The following is a 17,853-nucleotide window of genomic DNA, read 5'->3' as shown; positions in this document are numbered from 1 at the left end:
TTATGAATTGAAAATGATGATGGCGGAGAGCAAGGGATTCGAACCCTTGAGACGCTTTTGACGCCTACACGATTTCCAATCGTGCTCCTTCGGCCACTCGGACAGCTCTCCATTGTACGTGGTGAAGAAGTAATAAATGGCTCCGCAAGTAGGATTTGAACCTACGACCTACCGGTTAACAGCCGGTTGCTCTACCACTGAGCTATTGCGGAACGATCGCCTGGCAGCGTCCTATCCTCACAGGGGGAAGCCCCCAACTACTTTCGGCGTTCAAGTGCTTAACTTCCGTGTTCGGCATGGGAACGGGTGTGACCACTTGGCTATCGCCACCAGACATTTATTATCTTAACATTATGTTCGCATAACGTCAAGACTTTTTTTCGTTTTTTTGAAAGGCTCGCGCCCTCAAAACTGAAGTCATCAACAAGCATCTGCTAGAACAAGGCCTCGACCGATTAGTATCACTCAGCTCCACATGTCGCCATGCTTCCACCCGTGACCTATCTACCTCATCGTCTCTGAGGGGTCTTTCTTGATTACTCAAAGGGAAATCTCATCTTGGAGGGGGCTTCATGCTTAGATGCTTTCAGCATTTATCCCGTCCGCACGTAGCTACCCAGCGATGCTCCTGGCGGAACAACTGGTACACCAGCGGTGCGTCCATCCCGGTCCTCTCGTACTAAGGACAGCTCTCCTCAAATTTCCTGCGCCCACGACGGATAGGGACCGAACTGTCTCACGACGTTCTGAACCCAGCTCGCGTACCGCTTTAATGGGCGAACAGCCCAACCCTTGGGACCTACTCCAGCCCCAGGATGCGATGAGCCGACATCGAGGTGCCAAACCTCCCCGTCGATGTGGACTCTTGGGGGAGATCAGCCTGTTATCCCCAGGGTAGCTTTTATCCGTTGAGCGATGGCCCTTCCATGCGGAACCACCGGATCACTAAGCCCGACTTTCGTCCCTGCTCGACTTGTAGGTCTCGCAGTCAAGCTCCCTTCTGCCTTTGCGCTCTACGAATGATTTCCAACCATTCTGAGGGAACCTTTGGGCGCCTCCGTTACTGTTTAGGAGGCGACCGCCCCAGTCAAACTACCCGCCTGACACGGTCCTCCAGCCGGATTACGGCTGCGAGTTAGAGACTCTATGCATGAAGGGCGGTATCCCAAGGGTGACTCCTCCGAAGCTGGCGCTCCGGGCTCGACGTCTCCCGCCTATCCTGTACATCATGCACAAAGCCTCAATATCAGGCTGTAGTAAAGCTCCATGGGGTCTTTCCGTCCTGTCGCGGGTAACCTGCATCTTCACAGGTACTATGATTTCACCGGGTCTCTCGTTGAGACAGTGCCCAAATCGTTACGCCTTTCGTGCGGGTCGGAACTTACCCGACAAGGAATTTCGCTACCTTAGGACCGTTATAGTTACGGCCGCCGTTTACTGGGGCTTCGGTTCAAAGCTTCGCTTGCGCTAACCCATCCCCTTAACCTTCCAGCACCGGGCAGGCGTCAGCCCCTATACGTCATCTTGCGATTTAGCAGAGACCTGTGTTTTTGCTAAACAGTCGTTTGGGCCTATTCACTGCGGCTCTACTCATGTAGAGCGTCCCTTCTCCCGAAGTTACGGGACCATTTTGCCGAGTTCCTTAACGAGAGTTATCCCGCGCGTCTTAGAATTCTCATCTCGCCTACCTGTGTCGGTTTACGGTACTGGCGCCTTCCCCCTCACTAGAGGCTTTTCTTGGCAGTGTGAAATCGTGACCTACGTCCCTACGGGACTCCGCATCGTTCCTTGACTTTGATGCCTGACGGATTTGCCAATCAGACGGTCTTGAAACTTGCACATGCACTTCCATCCGCATGCGTCACTATCCTCCTGCGTCCCCCCATTGTTCAAACGGTGGATCGGCGGTACAGGAATATCAACCTGTTATCCATCGCCTACGCCTTTCGGCCTCGGCTTAGGTCCAGACTAACCCTGAGCGGACGAGCCTTCCTCAGGAAACCTTGGGCTTTCGACGGAGGGGATTCTCACCCCTCTTTTCGCTACTCACACCGGCATTCTCACTTCCAAACGCTCCACTGCTCCTTCCGGTACAGCTTCACAGCGGTTTGGAACGCTCCCCTACCATTCCTTACGGAATCCGCAGCTTCGGTGGTATGTTTAGCCCCGTTACATTTTCGGCGCGGCGCCACTCGACTAGTGAGCTATTACGCACTCTTTGAATGGTGGCTGCTTCTAAGCCAACATCCTAGCTGTCTAGGCAGCGCCACATCCTTTTCCACTTAACATACACTTTGGGACCTTAGCTGGCGGTCTGGGCTGTTTCCCTCTTGACTACGGATCTTATCACTCGCAGTCTGACTCCCGAGTATAAGTTGCTGGCATTCGGAGTTTAACTGAATTCGGTAACCCTGTGGGGGCCCCTAGTCCAATCAGTGCTCTACCTCCAGAACTCTCAACCTCGAGGCTAGCCCTAAAGCTATTTCGGGGAGAACCAGCTATCTCCAGGTTCGATTGGCATTTCACCGCTACCCACACCTCATCCCCGCACTTTTCAACGTGCGTGGGTTCGGACCTCCAGTCAGTGTTACCTGACCTTCATCCTGGACATGGGTAGATCACCTGGTTTCGGGTCTACGACAACGCACTGAACGCCCTGTTCAGACTCGCTTTCGCTACGGCTCCGCCTCATCGGCTTAACCTCGCGCGTTATCGTAACTCGCCGGTTCATTCTACAAAAGGCACGCCATCACCCGTTAACGGGCTCTGACTACTTGTAGGCATACGGTTTCAGGATCTATTTCACTCCCCTTCCGGGGTGCTTTTCACCTTTCCCTCACGGTACTGGTTCACTATCGGTCACTAGGGAGTATTTAGCCTTGGGAGATGGTCCTCCCGGATTCCGACGGGGTTTCACGTGTCCCGCCGTACTCAGGATCCACTCTGGAGGGAAAACAGTTTCAGCTACAGGGCTGTCACCTTCTTCGGCCGACCTTTCCAGGTCCTTCACCTACTGTCTTCCTTTTTGACTCCGTATAGAGTGTCCTACAACCCCGAAGAGCATGCTCTCCGGTTTGGGCTGTTCCCGTTTCGCTCGCCGCTACTCAGGGAATCGCATTTGCTTTCTCTTCCTCCGGGTACTTAGATGTTTCAGTTCCCCGGGTCTGCCTCACGCTACGCTATGTATTCACGTAACATGTCCCATCCCATTACAGATGGTGGGTTCCCCCATTCGGAAATCTTCGGATCAAAGCATACTTACTGCTCCCCGAAGCATATCGCTGTTCGTCGCGTCCTTCATCGGCTCCTAGTGCCAAGGCATCCACCGTACGCCCTTCATACCTTGATCTAGCGTTGGTATTCTAAGAACACACGTCTTAAATGACATGGTTAATTAAAAGTTTGATGTCTTGTTGATGTCTTCAGTTTTCAAGGTGCGAGTGTCTCTTTCGAGACGTGAGAGACGAGCTCTCAAAACTGAACGATGGGCATGTCCCGTAAGGGACGTTTTCCTTAGAAAGGAGGTGATCCAGCCGCACCTTCCGATACGGCTACCTTGTTACGACTTCACCCCAATCATCTACCCCACCTTCGACGGCTGGCTCCTTGCGGTTACCTCACCGGCTTCGGGTGTTGCAAACTCTCGTGGTGTGACGGGCGGTGTGTACAAGACCCGGGAACGTATTCACCGCAGTATGCTGACCTGCGATTACTAGCGATTCCGACTTCATGCAGGCGAGTTGCAGCCTGCAATCCGAACTGGGAACGGCTTTATGGGATTGGCTCCACCTCGCGGTCTCGCTGCCCTTTGTACCGTCCATTGTAGCACGTGTGTAGCCCAACTCATAAGGGGCATGATGATTTGACGTCATCCCCACCTTCCTCCGGTTTGTCACCGGCAGTCTCCCTAGAGTGCCCAACTAAATGCTGGCAACTAAGGATAGGGGTTGCGCTCGTTGCGGGACTTAACCCAACATCTCACGACACGAGCTGACGACAACCATGCACCACCTGTCACCATTGTCCCCGAAGGGAAAACTTGATCTCTCAAGCGGTCAATGGGATGTCAAGAGTTGGTAAGGTTCTTCGCGTTGCTTCGAATTAAACCACATGCTCCACCGCTTGTGCGGGTCCCCGTCAATTCCTTTGAGTTTCAGCCTTGCGGCCGTACTCCCCAGGCGGAGTGCTTAATGCGTTAGCTTCAGCACTGAGGGGCGGAAACCCCCCAACACCTAGCACTCATCGTTTACGGCGTGGACTACCAGGGTATCTAATCCTGTTTGCTCCCCACGCTTTCGCGCCTCAGCGTCAGTTACAGACCAAAGAGTCGCCTTCGCCACTGGTGTTCCTCCACATCTCTACGCATTTCACCGCTACACGTGGAATTCCACTCTTCTCTTCTGTACTCAAGCCTTCCAGTTTCCAATGGCCCTCCCCGGTTGAGCCGGGGGCTTTCACATCAGACTTAAAAGGCCGCCTGCGCGCGCTTTACGCCCAATAATTCCGGACAACGCTTGCCACCTACGTATTACCGCGGCTGCTGGCACGTAGTTAGCCGTGGCTTTCTCGTAAGGTACCGTCAAGGTACGAGCATTACCTCTCGTACGTGTTCTTCCCTTACAACAGAGTTTTACGATCCGAAAACCTTCATCACTCACGCGGCGTTGCTCCATCAGACTTTCGTCCATTGTGGAAGATTCCCTACTGCTGCCTCCCGTAGGAGTCTGGGCCGTGTCTCAGTCCCAGTGTGGCCGATCACCCTCTCAGGTCGGCTATGCATCGTCGCCTTGGTGGGCCGTTACCCCACCAACTAGCTAATGCACCGCAAGGCCATCTCAAGGTGACGCCGGAGCGCCTTTCATCAGCGGACCATGCGGTCCGTTGAACTATCCGGTATTAGCTCCGATTTCTCGGAGTTATCCCAATCCTTGAGGCAGGTTCCTTACGTGTTACTCACCCGTCCGCCGCTCATTCCACTGCCTTCCCTCCGAAGAGTTCCGTCAGTTTCCTGCGCTCGACTTGCATGTATTAGGCACGCCGCCAGCGTTCGTCCTGAGCCAGGATCAAACTCTCCATGAAGTGTTTGACTTGCTCGTTGTTGTGACCGAAGTCACGATTGACGAAGCTTGCGCTTCATTCGTTTTTGTATTCCGTAGAATACGATTTTTGCCTCATCGTTCAGTTTTCAAAGTTCGTCGTGTCGTTTTCAGCGACTTTAATAAGATATCACGGAATAACTTAAGCGTCAATCCCTTTTTGAAATCTTTTTTCTTTCTCGTCGCCGTCCAGTGCGTGTTGCCCTGTCGACATGTATTAATATACTATCTCGATATAACACCGTCAATAGTTTTACTAAAAAAACTTTTAAAATCTTTTTCCTTCTATATTTGAACTACCTCCACCTACGTTCCGCTTAGATATGAAGGATTCCTGAGTGATCCGATCTAACGGTCGAAACCTGATCAGGCTAACCCCGTCGTCCTGCCGGTTAAAGAAGCTAAGATACGTTCTGCTTCTTGTTTGAGATTCAGTCCTGCATTCACATCACGGTCGTGATGGATTCCGCAATTCGGACATGTCCACTCACGCAAGCCAAGATGTTTCACGTCTTTGTGTTGATGACCGCAACCGGAGCATAGTTGGCTAGAAGCGAAAGTCTTCCCAACCTTTACGATGCTCTTCCCGTACCATCCTGCCTTGTACTCCAGCATGCGGAAGAACGATGACCAACTGACCTCGGAGATGGACTTACTCAGCTTGCGGTTCTTCTGCATGTTTTTCACCTGCAAGGTCTCGATGCCGATGACGTCGTGGTTTTTGACGATCTCGGTCGACACCTTGTGCAGGAAGTCGGTACGTTTGTTGGCAATCTTTTCTTGGATGCGGGCAACCTTCCGCTTTTGCTTCTGGTAGTTCCTCGCCTCGGACAGCTTGACTTTCTTATCCAAGGCCATGCACTGACGTCGAGAGAGCTTGCGTTGCTCACGTGCCAGCTTTTTCTCGAGCGTTCGGAAGTAACGGTCGTTTTGGTATACCGTGCCGTCCGACAGGACGGCAAAGTGCTTCAGCCCGACGTCGATGCCTACGGACATATCCGTCTTCGGCAGTTCGTGGATTTCGTGCTCGACAAGCAGGGAGACGAAGTATTTTCCTGAAGCGTTACGTCGGATTGTGGCGTTCAAGATTCGTCCTACTACCTGCCTGGAGTTGGCAAAACGCACCCACTTCAGCCTAGGTAGTTTAAGTCTGTTGCCGACGATTGATACTTCGGGAAGTTGGTTCTTCTTCTCGATATTGGTTTTGTAGGATTGGACGGGATTACGCTTCGATTTGAATCGAGGCCGTTGGTTCTGCTTCTTGAAGAAGCGAGCATATGCATCGGTCAGGTGCTTGACACTCGATTGAAGCGAATGGCTATCGACTTCTTTCAGCCAGTCAAACTCTTGCTTCAGCATCAGGATTTCTTTTGAACAAGTACCGTAAGACAGTCCTTTACCTGTTGCTTTATACGTCTCATCCCACTTCGCTAAGAAGTAGTTGAAGATGAAGCGCGAGCAACCAATGGTCTTCGCAATCAGGATTTCCTGCTCTTTTGTCGGGTATATCCTGAATTTGTATGCCTTATGCTTCCACATGATGTTCACCTCCTAGAAAGGTTTATACCCGAAAGGGAGGGGAACGATTCACCTCCCACTTTCACTTCGTTTAAAAGTGGGAGTACTCTCGCCTAATTTAGATAGCAAAAACAATCATTGAATAAAATAAAGCCGATCGTCATACGACCGGCTCATACGTTACGAGTTCGACACCTGCCCCTTTAGTCGTTTGATACGAAATCCGGATCAAACCTTTTCGCATGAAGAAATCAATCAGACTACTTAAGTCCACTTTGACTTCTTGTAGTCGCTCTTCTTCCATCAATTCGTACATCGTCCAAGGGACGGTACGTTCCCGCATGATTTCGAATAAATAGCGACCTCCCGATAAGACTTTCGACTGTAGTAGATGTTCAAGCCCAATCAAAGCGAGGTGAATACGCTGATCTAACGTCTCTTCACTCATCAATAATTGTTCATATAATTTATAGACATCCGGATCATCAAGTCGCGCCTGTTCCCAAACGACTGTCTCAGGATGTTTTCCTTTTTCGAGAACAGATAATCGTGCAAGATGATGCAACGCATGATGAACGTGTGTATAGGCATCATAGTGATGCCCGCGACTGAACAAGTTTCTTCCGTCTTGGAAACGACGTAAGAGTTTAGCAAACGAAATCGTCATCTGTAAATGTCGTTCCTCATCAGGAAAGTTTAACAGTTGTCGCTTCAAATCAACTAAGTAATCGTTCCGTTCGAAAACGATTGTTCCTTCTGCAATCCAATGAATTGCTCGTCGATTGGCATTCAACAAAATCCAGCGTGACAATACATCCTCATGCACGAGATGTAAGGATACTTTTATTGTATTTAATCGGTAATGTTTGATTGTCCACTCAACTTCCGGATCTCTCGTGATGACGACAAGAAGTGTATCAAATTGATCCGTTAAGGAATCTCGTGGTTGCCGTTTCTCTACAGCAATGATCCCTTGTGTTTCACGGTAAGCTGCGTATTCCGAATAAATCGTTCGTGTTGCTTGTTCCATGTACTTCTCACCCTTCTATACGAACTCGTCGTTACCATTTTCGACAAAAAAACAAGCTTTCCTTCTTCAGGCATTCACACTTCTTATGCTAGACTGACAACAGGGGGAATTCACTTGAAAAAACAACGTAAAAATAAAATAAACCGTGCGCGAAACCTTGCTATGTTTCTTGTATTCGGTGGTATGCTCGTCATGTACGGCGGTCTATTACTCAAACAATTTGAAATCATCATGGTCTTACTCATGCTTCTCGGCTTCGTCATGGTCCTCGCCAGTACGGCACTCTACTTCTTGATTGGTCTCACATCAACAAAAGCAGCTGTCGTCACTTGTCCGAACTGCGGAAAAGAAACAAAAGTACTCGGACGTGTCGATTTATGTATGCATTGTGACGAACCACTTACGATGGATCCGTCTCTCGAAGGAAAAGAATTCGATGAAAAATATAATAAACACAATAAACGAGCTCCCCGCTAAGGCAGCTCGTTTTTTTATTGGACATTCGATTGACAGTCCGGACAAGTACCGTACACTTCTAATCGGTGACGATCGACTTTGAAGCCCGTTAAGTGAGCCGCAACCGTTTCGACATCGTCAAGCACAGGATAGTTGAAATCAACGATCTTTCCGCAGTTTTCACAGATCATGTGGTAATGGCGCGTCGTAACGAAATCGAAGCGACTTGAAGCGTCTCCGTAATTCATTTCTTCAACAATTCCCTTTTCTCGAAAAACGCGTAAGTTATTATATACAGTCGCCACACTCATATTCGGAAATCGATGTTCAAGAGCACGATAAATCTCATCCGCTGTCGGATGCGTGTGTCCAGTCGTTAGATATTCCAAAATCGCGTGACGTTGTGGTGTCATTCGAACGCCTGATTCCCGAAGTGACTTCACGGCGTCATCCAGCATTTCGTTAGCCACGTCCATCCCCTCATTTCTATCTTTCATTGATTATCAGATTGTAATCTTTATAATTAGTCTACCTACAAATACCCATTCCGTCAACGGCTCTGCACCGGATTTGACGTCCATGATACAATCATATCGTGATATTTTTCACGAATCATCGATTGGAGGAATCCTCATGTCTACCCACACTACACGTCCTACTTCAGAGGCGTTATATGAAATCGCGCAAGAGTGTATCGTTGGTGGCGTTAACAGCCCATCCCGTTCATTCAAAGCCGTCGGCGGCGGCGCACCTGTCTATATGGAACGCGGAGAAGGTGCTTATTTTTATGATGTCGATGGCAATCGCTATATCGATTACTTAGCAGCTTACGGTCCAATTATCACAGGACACGGTCATCCCCATATTACGGAAGCAATCACGCATGCTGCCCAAAATGGTCTTCTCTACGGAACACCACACCGTTTAGAAATCGACTTTGCACATAAACTACAAAAAGCGATTCCATCGCTTGAAAAGGTTCGTTTTACGAACTCAGGAACAGAAGCCGTCATGACGACGATTCGTGTCGCTCGTGCTTATACAGGACGGGAACTTGTTGTTAAATTCAGTGGTTGCTACCACGGTCATTCGGATCTGATGCTGATCGCAGCAGGCAGTGGACCGGCGACACTTGGTTCTCCTGATTCAGCTGGTGTCACGAAAGCGACAGCAAAAGAAGTCATTACGACGCCTTTCAATGACATCGAGTCATACCGTCAAATCATGGAACAATGGGGCGACCAAATCGCTTGTGTACTCGTCGAACCAATCGTCGGAAACTTCGGTATCGTCGAACCACAACCTGGTTTCCTTGCTGCAGTCAACGAAATTACACACGCTCATGGCGCACTCGTCATCTATGATGAAGTCATCACGGCGTTCCGCTTCACGTACGGCAGTGCACAAGAATTACTCGATATCCGTCCCGATATGACGGCACTCGGAAAAATCATCGGTGGCGGTTTACCAATCGGTGCGTACGGTGGTCGAAAAGAAATCATGGAGCATGTCGCGCCACTCGGCCCTGCTTATCAAGCGGGAACAATGGCGGGTAACCCGGCATCGATGGCTGCAGGAATCGCCTGTCTTGAATTGCTCGAGCAGCCTGGCGTCTATGAACAACTCGATCATCTTGGCGCCTTACTCGAACAAGGTGTTCTTGAAGCAGCGAAACGTCATGACGTTACGATTACGATCAACCGTCTGAAAGGTGCCATGACCGTCTACTTCACGGATGAAACAGTCATTGATTATGATGGTGCAGAACGTGCTGACAGTGAAATGTTTGGTCGCTTCTTCAAATTAATGCTTGAAGAAGGCATTAACCTCGCACCGTCAAAATACGAAGCGTGGTTCTTGACGACAGAACATACGGAAGCCGACATCACGGAGACGATTGCAGCAGTCAATCGTGCCTTTGCTCGACTTTAATCAAATAAAAAGCAGCGACCCTCGCAAGGATCGCTGCTTTTTTGTCATTCAACAAGCTCCAAATTTTGAATCGCATACAATTCGAAATAAGCGCCCCGTTTTTGCATGAGGACTTCATGTGTTCCAATTTCCGTAATTTGACCATTTTCAATGACGACAATCTTATCGGCATCGGTAATCGTTGATAATCGGTGTGCGACAGTGAACGTCGTCCGTCCTTTCGCAAGACGTGCCAGCGAATCTTGAATCATCGCTTCGCTTTCTAAATCAAGCGCACTCGTTGCTTCATCCAAGATCAAAATCGGTGGATTCTTCAAGAAGACCCGTGCAATCGCAAGACGTTGCTTTTGACCACCGGATAATTTGACGCCTCGTTCCCCAACCGGCGTATGATAGCCGTTCGGTAACCGTTCGATGAATTCATGCGCATTCGCTGCTTTTGCTGCTGCGATGACTTCCTCGTCCGTCGCCTCCGGATTCCCCATCTTAATGTTCATCTGTACCGACTCACTGAAGAGAATCGACTCTTGCATGACCATCCCGATCTGATCACGAAGACCTCGTAACTTCAAGTCACGAATATCAACGCCGTCGAGCGTGATCCGTCCAGCTGAGACATCATAAAAGCGTGGAATCAAACTGACAAGCGTTGATTTCCCGCCACCCGACATCCCGACGAAGGCAATTCGTTCTCCTGCCTGGACGTCAAGCGTCAAACGATCAATCGCAAGCTCGCCACCTTCTTCATAAGCAAAGCTGATGTTTTCGAACTGAACATTCCCGCGAACATCTTTTGGATTGCGTGCATTCGATTTTTCCGTGATATCATACGGCTCATCTAAAAACTCAAACATCCGGTCCATCGAAGCAATCGATTGCGTCAATGTCGTTGACGAGTTGACGAGCCGACCGAGCGGAGCATACAGGCGATCGATGTAACCAATGAACGCGACCATCGTCCCAAGTGTCACTTGTCCGTTCAAGACGAAGAAGGCTGCTGTCCCGAAAATGAGAATCGGTGCGAAGTCTGTAATCGTTGAGACGACGACGTACGTCCGCGCATTCCAGTTCGTTTGGCGAAGTGCTGCTTTTAAGAAACCATCATTTTGATGTTTGAACGCTTTGTTTTCGTGCGGTTCTAGCGCAAAACTACGAATGACTGCCATTCCGTTCACTCGTTCCGTCAAATGACCTTGTAGTTCCGCAAGTGCTGCCGAGCGTTCCCGTGTCAATCCACGTAAGCGACCGTAAAAGAATTTGACCGCAAGTGCATAAAACGGCAATGGAATGATCGCGACGAGCGTCAATTTCGGATCAATCGTCCACATGATTGCAATGGCGATGAAAATCGTAATCATATCAAGCCACAGGTTCATTAATCCCGTGACGACGAAGTCTTTCGTCTGCTCAACATCATTGATGATTCGTGAGATGACCTCACCCGTTTTCGTATTCGAATAAAAACGAAGCGATAATTTCTGAACATGATCAAACAATCGATTTCGAACGTCAAATAGAATCTTCGACGCCGACCATTGCGCGAGATACTGGCGGACGTATTCAAGCGGTGGCTTGACGATCAAGAAGATGAAGACACCTCCTCCGATCAAATACGCTAATTGCTTACTTTTTTCTGCCATCGGCATCGTATTCCCAGTCAAGATGTTATCGATGATGTACTTATACAACAACGGAAGTCCGAGCGGGATCGAGAACTTGATGATTCCAACGAAGACCGTCAGGAGAATCTGTTTTTGATACGGCTTGACGAACGCCATATAACGGCGGATTGAGCCTTGTTTCTTACGTTTTGCTTGTGTTGCCACGTGTTTCACTTCCTTCAATTAAAAAAAGACGATGGCGAACCATCATCTCCGATATCTTGTTTCATATTCACGATACCACATATCCACGAAAGCCGGGTTAAACGGACCCTTCCGACTACGAATCCACTGAATCAGGATTTGGACATTGTCTTTCAATATACGATCGATCGCCTTCGGATAATTCATTTCTCGGCGATGTTTCTCGTATTCGTCCTCATCGAGGATCATGTAGGACATGTCTGGATACACCTTGATATCTAAATCATAATCAATGTACTTGACTGCTCGATCTTTCTCATCGAACGTAGAAGGCGATCCGAGGTTGCAATAATAATAAATGCCATCCTCCCGAATCATACAAATGACATTGAACCAGAGTTCTGTTGAAAAATAACAGATTGCAGGCTCTCGCGTTCGCCACTGACGACCATCCGATTCGCTGACCATGATGCGGTCATTGAACCCAATCAATTCTTCTTCCGTCGATTTCAGCACGAGCGTTTCTTCCCAAACTCTGTGTAAGCTCCCGTTATGTTTGAAACTTTGAATCTCAATCTTGCTACTTTCTTTTGGGAATCGACTCATGTGCTACTCCTTTCTAAAGCGTTTTTCTTCCATTCTGTTATACTCTCGTGCTTATTATACCCATTTTCAGAACGCATGAAAAACGAAAGGGTATTTTTTCAGAAAAATGACGGAATTCAACCTTGAAAGTGATTTAAAATCGCATTTTTTCGTTGAGTGAACATTGGTTTTAAGATGAACGCTTCAATGAACAAGGCTGGAAGGAATGACGCATAGGTCACTTCATCTACGAAATAGACACCAGATCCACGTTCTTCGACCCGGTGTACATGGCACCACGCTCGAAACGGATATGGAACTTTCGTGCCGACATCAACGAAGACATATTCTTCTACGAAAGGAATCCAGGATGTCCAGGAGACAAATAGTGGTGGAAACCCAACACGCAGACGAATCGTATTTCCTGCTCGTGTTCGTGTGTCGCCCGATGTTTTTACTTGCGGAAATACAGTCAATCGACTTAATGCTTTGGCATCACTTAAAAAGTCCCACGCTTGCTCCTTTGATGTATCGACACGTGTCTCAAAACGAAAAGTATGCATTAAATTTCCCCCTTCAATAATCGATCGATCTTCATTTGTGCGACGGATATCGGATGCGTCGCATAGGTTTCCTGATCGACGAGCACTGTCTCGTCCGGCTGTTCCGTTACGCGATAGACAGCAATTTCCCAAATCCGGTGCGAAAAGATATGTCGGACGTGTCCGACAAGCGTTCCGTTTCGATCTTCTTCCGCTTCCCGTAGTGGATATTGCCACATGCCAGCGAGTAACCCGGTCTCAGCTCGTTGTTCGATTGCGATTTTTCCGTCTGCTTCATAGACAAGAGCATCATAAGGAATAATTTGCGTCTTCCCTTTCTTCGTCTTCACAGGCAATTCTTCCTGTGCATTTCGATCATATGCGAAACAAACGTCTTGAACAGGACAAAGTCCACACATCGGTGACTTCGGGGTACAGACCATTGCCCCGAGTTCCATCAGCCCTTGATTAAAACTCGATGGGTCAGCCGGATCAATCAATTGGTGAACTGCCGCCTCAAACAACTTCCGTGTCTTCGGAGCTGCAATATCCTCATAAATTCCAAGGACACGCGAAAGAACGCGCATCACGTTCCCATCTACTGCAGGTTCTGCTTGTCCATAAGCAATCGACAGAACTGCTCCGGTCGTGTACGGACCGACTCCTTTCAACTGACTGAATAACTCTTTCTCATCCGGAACGATCCCATCATATTTTTCAACAACTTCCTGAACTGCGATTTGAAGATTCTTGACACGGGAATAGTACCCTAAGCCTTCCCAATGCTTCAGAACCTCACTTTGTTCCGCTTGCGCTAAATCATGCGGTGTCGGAAAACGTTTCGTGAAGCGCTCATAATACGGAATCACAGTATCGACGCGCGTTTGTTGAAGCATGATTTCGCTGATCCAGATATGGTACGGATTTTTAGTTCTCCGCCAAGGCAGATCTCGCTGTTCACGCAAGAACCAAGCAATCAGTTCTGTGGTAAATTGTGTTTTATTAAAGTTTGTGAAATATTCTTGAACGACAGTCAAAAGGTTACCTCTTTTCTCTTAGATACGATATATTAAATAAAAATTGCACGAACGACCACAATGGCACTTAGCCATTATGATTTTTATAGAAGGAGCGAATTCGCATTGGATACTGGGACGCATATCGGCATGGGACTTTGTCTCGCCGCCATCTCAACGCTACACCCTGACGTCGCAGCGAGCACGACGATGTTTGCTGCCGTGACGACGACGGCGCTCGTTGGCTCACATGCACCGGACTTCGACACCGTCTTCAAATTTAAAGGAAACAGCGCCTACTTGCGCCAACACCGCGGAAAATCGCACGGCTTGATCGCTTTGATTGCCTGGCCCTTACTGCTTTCGATCGTCATCGGTACGTTATTCGGCGTACCTCCGACTTCATTATGGCTGATGGCACAGATTGCTGTCGCCCTTCATGTCTTCGTCGATCTGTTTAACGCATACGGGACACAAGCCTTACACCCATTCAAACAATCCTGGATTGGTTGGGGTGTCATTAACACATTTGATCCGTATCTATTCACGATGTATTATGCTGCGTTCGGGATTTGGTTATTAACGAGAGCGACAATCGTCATCTTCCCGATACTGATCGCTATCGTCATCATCTACTACGCCGTTCAGTTCAAGTTGCGAAATGATGCCCTGGCAACCGCAGCCCGTTATTATCGCGGAGCGCATAAGCTCTTCATCTCGCCCGGCATGAAATGGGACGAGTGGCATGTCGCGGCACGTTTACGTGACGAGTACTCTGTCGTCAAGATCAACAGTGGAACTGTCGTTGAATGTGGCAACTTCCGCATCAAGGACGAACCACATGGGGACGCTTTATATGAAATCGTCAAACAAAATGCTGACTTGCAAGCGTTTCTTGAATTCTCGAAGATCCATACGTATACGGTCTCACGTAAGGACGGTATTGTCGAATACCGCTTTACGAACTTGCGTTACTTCACGAAGGAAGTTTATCCGTTCGTTGCCGTCGTAAGAATCGACGCAGCGACGAAGGAAATCGTCAGTTCCTACACCGGTTGGGTATTCAGCGAACGGACCTTGCAGAAAAAGCTGTTCATCCCTGCATTATAAAGACAAAGCTCCGCGCAACGGTAATCCCGATGTGCGGAGCTTTTTCATTCGACGTTTCGACCTGTCATCAAATGTTTGAACTTTTCATTCGTCGTATTAAACCGGTGCAACATCGCCCCGTGCTGCTTAATCTGCTGTTCGACGAAATGAATAGCGACGGCTTCACCTTGATATTTTTCACCAGCACGCGCGAGTGTCGCTTCAAAATCTTCCCATAAAACTTCGACCCATGTCAGAGCCTCGTCGGGCGTCAGTACGTCGTTCACCTGTAATAATTCTTCAGCCAGTTGCTGAAGTGCTTGTTCTCGATTCGTCATATCTGTTCTCCCTCTCCTGTAAATAATGCGAGTGGAATCGCGACTTCTTGAGCCGTTCCTTCAAAATGTCCCCAACCCATGACCCCATTGACGAAGTGTAATTCAAATCGTGCCTCTTCTCCTTCGATCCGGTAATAAGCACCCCGTTCAAATCGTTCCGGGTCGACTAAATAACTTTTCGCAATGGCGATCTTACGCGTCACGACCTCCACTTCACTGACGTTACCGTGTTGTTCGGCTTTTCGTTTCTGTTCACTTAATTTCGTGATCAGCATTTCAAGCTCGTATTTTGATAATTGACTCATCCGTGTCTCCATAAAAAAACTCCCCCTCTTCGTTTTTCAGTATAAACGAAAAGGAGGAGAAACTGGATCGATTAGCTTGATTTCAATTCAAGATTACGTTTGCTTTGCAATGCGTACATTTTCGCATAAATACCAGACGTTGCAAGGAGTTCATCATGCGGTCCACGCTCTACGATTCGACCATGATCGAGAACAAGAATCTCATCCGCGTCCTTGATCGTCGACAAGCGGTGCGCAATGATGAACGTCGTCCGTCCTTTCGTTAACGTCAGCAAGGCATCTTGAATGACTGCTTCCGTTTCCGAGTCGACACTTGCTGTCGCTTCATCAAGAACAAGAATCGCTGGATCAAATGCCAACGCACGGGCAAAGCTGATTAACTGGCGTTCCCCAGCTGATAACGTAGCGCCTTTTTCAATGACTGGTTCGTCGAGTCCATTCGGTAAGCGATCGATGAATCGATCGGCACCGACGGCTTCGATTGCTTGACGAACGCGCGCTTCCGATATATCAGGATTGCCGAGCGTGATATTCGACCGAATCGTTCCCGTGAAGAGGAACGGATCCTGTAAGACGATCCCCATATGCTCACGGACTGCTTGTTTCGGTAAGTTTGTCACGTCTTGTCCGTCAATCAACAATTGTCCTTTTGATGGATCATAAAACCGCATCAGCAAGTTCATGATCGAGCTCTTCCCACTGCCGGTATGACCAACGAGGGCAATCGTTGCACCAGGGCGAGCGTCAATTTGAATCTCACGCAATACGGGATTGCCTGCCTCATAACTGAATTCGACGTCTTTGAAGGACACCGCACCTTTAAAACGCGGAACACGTCCTTGTTCGACCGGCTCGCCTTCTTCATCGAGCAACTGGAACATCCGGTCCGCTGAGACGAGTGCTTGTTGTAGTGGTGATAGCTGATTCATGATTTGAGTGACCGGTTCGAACAAACGGGACACATAATCGATATACGCGTATAAAATACCGAGCGATAAAAACGACCCGTTTGTCAGACTTTTTCCACCGACGACCCAAATCAACAGGGCAAGCGTCAGGTTTTTCAAAAAGTAAGATAAGTTATGCGACATCAAAGCATCGAGTCGCAACAGCTTTGCCCGTGTCTGGTAATTCTCTTCGTTTTTTTGCTCAAATTCGGCAAGGACTTCCTTCTCGCGCGCATAGGCTTGGATGATCGGCATCGTCTGAATGTTTTCATTCAGTTGACCATTCATGTCAGCAACGAGCGAGCGAACCTTGAAGTTATTCTTCGTCGCAAGTTTCTGGAACAGTTGAATCCAGAAATAGACGATCGGAATGATGATCAACGAGACAAGACCTAATCGATAATCGAGGAAGAACATCGCGACGAGAATTCCTGCCATCGTGATGATTCCCGAAAAGACCCGTGCGAGCACACCGAGATAAAGATCACGAATCGTCTCCGTATCGTTCGTGACCCGACTGACGATTTTCCCGATTGGCGTCTGATCAAAGTAGCGAACCGGTAACCGTTGCAGGTGCGTAAAGACATCGAGTCGCATCCGTTTGATGATTTTATGGGCAGACCGCTGGAGTAAAATTTGCTGCACCCAGTTCAATCCAGCTGCTACTAGTAACAAGATGACGTAGATCAACGATAGCCAGCCGATCGCTTTTAAGTCGTTCGAATAAAAATCATAGACCTGTCCTTGTGTCAGTTTTTGAATATTGTCATACGTGTAGACGTCGTCACCACGCGTAACGGTCATCGTATTTCCACTGATGTTCCGTTCCCCACCACTGACGACTTGTTTGGGTACGAAATAGTAGCCTTTTGCTGTTTGAACGATCGAGACGGATCGAATGATTTCATTTTTAGAGACATCTTGTGCTTTGGCGAATTGACGACCATCATACGTGACCGCCCCATCCGTTTTAACTTCAACCCAGTCCTTTTCAATCGCTACGATATGTTCATCGATGATGACTTTAGCGATATACGGGCCAGTCAGTTCTGCTCCGACTGCTAGTACGAGTAGAAACAGCCCTAAAAAGATTGCTTGTTTCTCGTGCATCGCATAGCGGATCAACGAACGGATCGTCGTCTTCCGCCGTGCCGGATCGAGTTGATATAATTCCAGTTCATTCATGTAGAGGCA

The 17,853-nt window shown here is 48.4% G+C and carries 13 protein-coding genes, 2 tRNA genes and 3 rRNA genes; 3 read left to right on the top strand and 15 right to left on the bottom strand.

Annotated features, from left to right (window positions below; translation table 11 throughout):
- Positions 1-20: 20 nt before the first annotated feature.
- The 7 genes from K6T22_RS03650 to K6T22_RS03620 all read right to left on the bottom strand — a co-directional run bounded on the left by K6T22_RS03650 (position 21) and on the right by K6T22_RS03620 (position 7,644).
- A tRNA-Ser gene (locus tag K6T22_RS03650) sits at positions 21-111 on the bottom strand.
- A gap of 26 nt (positions 112-137) precedes the next feature.
- Positions 138-212: transfer RNA gene (locus K6T22_RS03645), tRNA-Asn, on the bottom strand.
- A gap of 6 nt (positions 213-218) precedes the next feature.
- Positions 219-334, bottom strand: a 5S ribosomal RNA gene (gene rrf / locus K6T22_RS03640).
- A gap of 101 nt (positions 335-435) precedes the next feature.
- Positions 436-3,349, bottom strand: a 23S ribosomal RNA gene (locus K6T22_RS03635).
- A gap of 168 nt (positions 3,350-3,517) precedes the next feature.
- A 16S ribosomal RNA gene (locus tag K6T22_RS03630) occupies positions 3,518-5,079 on the bottom strand.
- The 16S, 23S and 5S rRNA genes sit together here with 2 tRNA genes alongside, the layout of an rRNA operon.
- A gap of 383 nt (positions 5,080-5,462) precedes the next feature.
- Positions 5,463-6,635, bottom strand: coding sequence for an IS200/IS605 family element RNA-guided endonuclease TnpB (gene tnpB, locus K6T22_RS03625; protein ID WP_238238969.1), 1,173 nt, complete (start codon positions 6,633-6,635; stop codon positions 5,463-5,465).
- Positions 6,636-6,774: 139 nt separating this feature from the next.
- Positions 6,775-7,644 carry a nucleotidyltransferase-like protein gene (locus K6T22_RS03620; RefSeq protein WP_238238968.1) on the bottom strand — a complete coding sequence of 290 codons (870 nt, stop codon included), beginning with the start codon at positions 7,642-7,644 and terminating at the stop codon, positions 6,775-6,777.
- 114 nt (positions 7,645-7,758) lie between these two features.
- Here K6T22_RS03620 and K6T22_RS03615 point away from each other — a divergent pair, with 114 nt between their 5' ends.
- Positions 7,759-8,121 (top strand): DUF2614 family zinc ribbon-containing protein, encoded by a 363-nt coding sequence (locus K6T22_RS03615; protein WP_029340912.1) that lies wholly within the window; start codon positions 7,759-7,761, stop codon positions 8,119-8,121.
- A gap of 14 nt (positions 8,122-8,135) precedes the next feature.
- Here the strand turns inward: K6T22_RS03615 and perR are convergent, their stop codons facing one another.
- On the bottom strand, positions 8,136-8,558 hold the full coding sequence (gene perR / locus K6T22_RS03610; RefSeq protein WP_369792039.1) for a peroxide-responsive transcriptional repressor PerR: 423 nt from the start codon (positions 8,556-8,558) through the stop codon (positions 8,136-8,138).
- A gap of 175 nt (positions 8,559-8,733) precedes the next feature.
- On the opposite strand from perR, the gene K6T22_RS03605 reads away from it, so the two are divergent.
- Positions 8,734-10,032: a glutamate-1-semialdehyde 2,1-aminomutase gene (locus K6T22_RS03605; RefSeq protein ID WP_238238967.1), complete on the top strand. Its 1,299-nt coding sequence runs from the start codon at positions 8,734-8,736 to the stop codon at positions 10,030-10,032.
- A 44-nt stretch (positions 10,033-10,076) separates the two neighbouring features.
- Here K6T22_RS03605 and K6T22_RS03600 read toward each other — a convergent pair whose 3' ends face one another.
- The 4 genes from K6T22_RS03600 to mutY all read right to left on the bottom strand — a co-directional run bounded on the left by K6T22_RS03600 (position 10,077) and on the right by mutY (position 14,001).
- Positions 10,077-11,810, bottom strand: a complete 1,734-nt coding sequence (locus K6T22_RS03600; RefSeq protein WP_238240011.1) for an ABC transporter ATP-binding protein — start codon at positions 11,808-11,810, stop codon at positions 10,077-10,079.
- A 90-nt stretch (positions 11,811-11,900) separates the two neighbouring features.
- A complete protein-coding gene (gene ntdP / locus K6T22_RS03595; protein WP_023467311.1) occupies positions 11,901-12,443 on the bottom strand; it encodes a nucleoside tri-diphosphate phosphatase in 543 nt (180 codons plus the stop codon).
- Between the two features lie 116 nt (positions 12,444-12,559).
- Positions 12,560-12,985, bottom strand: coding sequence for an SRPBCC family protein (locus tag K6T22_RS03590; RefSeq protein ID WP_238238966.1), 426 nt, complete (start codon positions 12,983-12,985; stop codon positions 12,560-12,562).
- Entirely contained in the window at positions 12,985-14,001 is a 1,017-nt protein-coding gene (gene mutY, locus K6T22_RS03585) for an A/G-specific adenine glycosylase (protein ID WP_238238965.1), read from the bottom strand. Before mutY ends, K6T22_RS03590 begins: the two co-directional genes overlap by 1 nt.
- Before the next feature lie 105 nt (positions 14,002-14,106).
- Here mutY and K6T22_RS03580 point away from each other — a divergent pair, with 105 nt between their 5' ends.
- On the top strand, positions 14,107-15,090 hold the full coding sequence (locus K6T22_RS03580; RefSeq protein ID WP_238238963.1) for a metal-dependent hydrolase: 984 nt from the start codon (positions 14,107-14,109) through the stop codon (positions 15,088-15,090).
- A 44-nt stretch (positions 15,091-15,134) separates the two neighbouring features.
- Here K6T22_RS03580 and K6T22_RS03575 read toward each other — a convergent pair whose 3' ends face one another.
- The 3 genes from K6T22_RS03575 to K6T22_RS03565 are packed head-to-tail and all read right to left on the bottom strand — an operon-like array spanning position 15,135 to position 17,844.
- The gene (locus K6T22_RS03575; RefSeq protein WP_238238962.1) at positions 15,135-15,407 is read right to left on the bottom strand and encodes a YfhJ family protein; all 273 of its coding nucleotides are present in this window, start codon (positions 15,405-15,407) and stop codon (positions 15,135-15,137) included.
- Complete coding sequence (locus tag K6T22_RS03570; RefSeq protein ID WP_238238960.1) at positions 15,404-15,724, bottom strand: DUF1811 family protein; 321 nt, start codon at positions 15,722-15,724, stop codon at positions 15,404-15,406. The genes K6T22_RS03575 and K6T22_RS03570 overlap by 4 nt, the downstream gene beginning before the upstream one ends.
- Before the next feature lie 59 nt (positions 15,725-15,783).
- Entirely contained in the window at positions 15,784-17,844 is a 2,061-nt protein-coding gene (locus tag K6T22_RS03565) for an ABC transporter ATP-binding protein (protein WP_238238958.1), read from the bottom strand.
- Between the last annotated feature and the right edge of the window lie 9 nt (positions 17,845-17,853).

The organism is Exiguobacterium acetylicum (genome assembly GCF_022170825.1).
GTDB lineage: Bacteria > Bacillota > Bacilli > Exiguobacteriales > Exiguobacteriaceae > Exiguobacterium_A > Exiguobacterium_A acetylicum_B.
The sequence above is the reverse complement of the archived record's forward strand: the minus strand, read 5'-3'. Positions and strand labels throughout refer to the sequence as shown.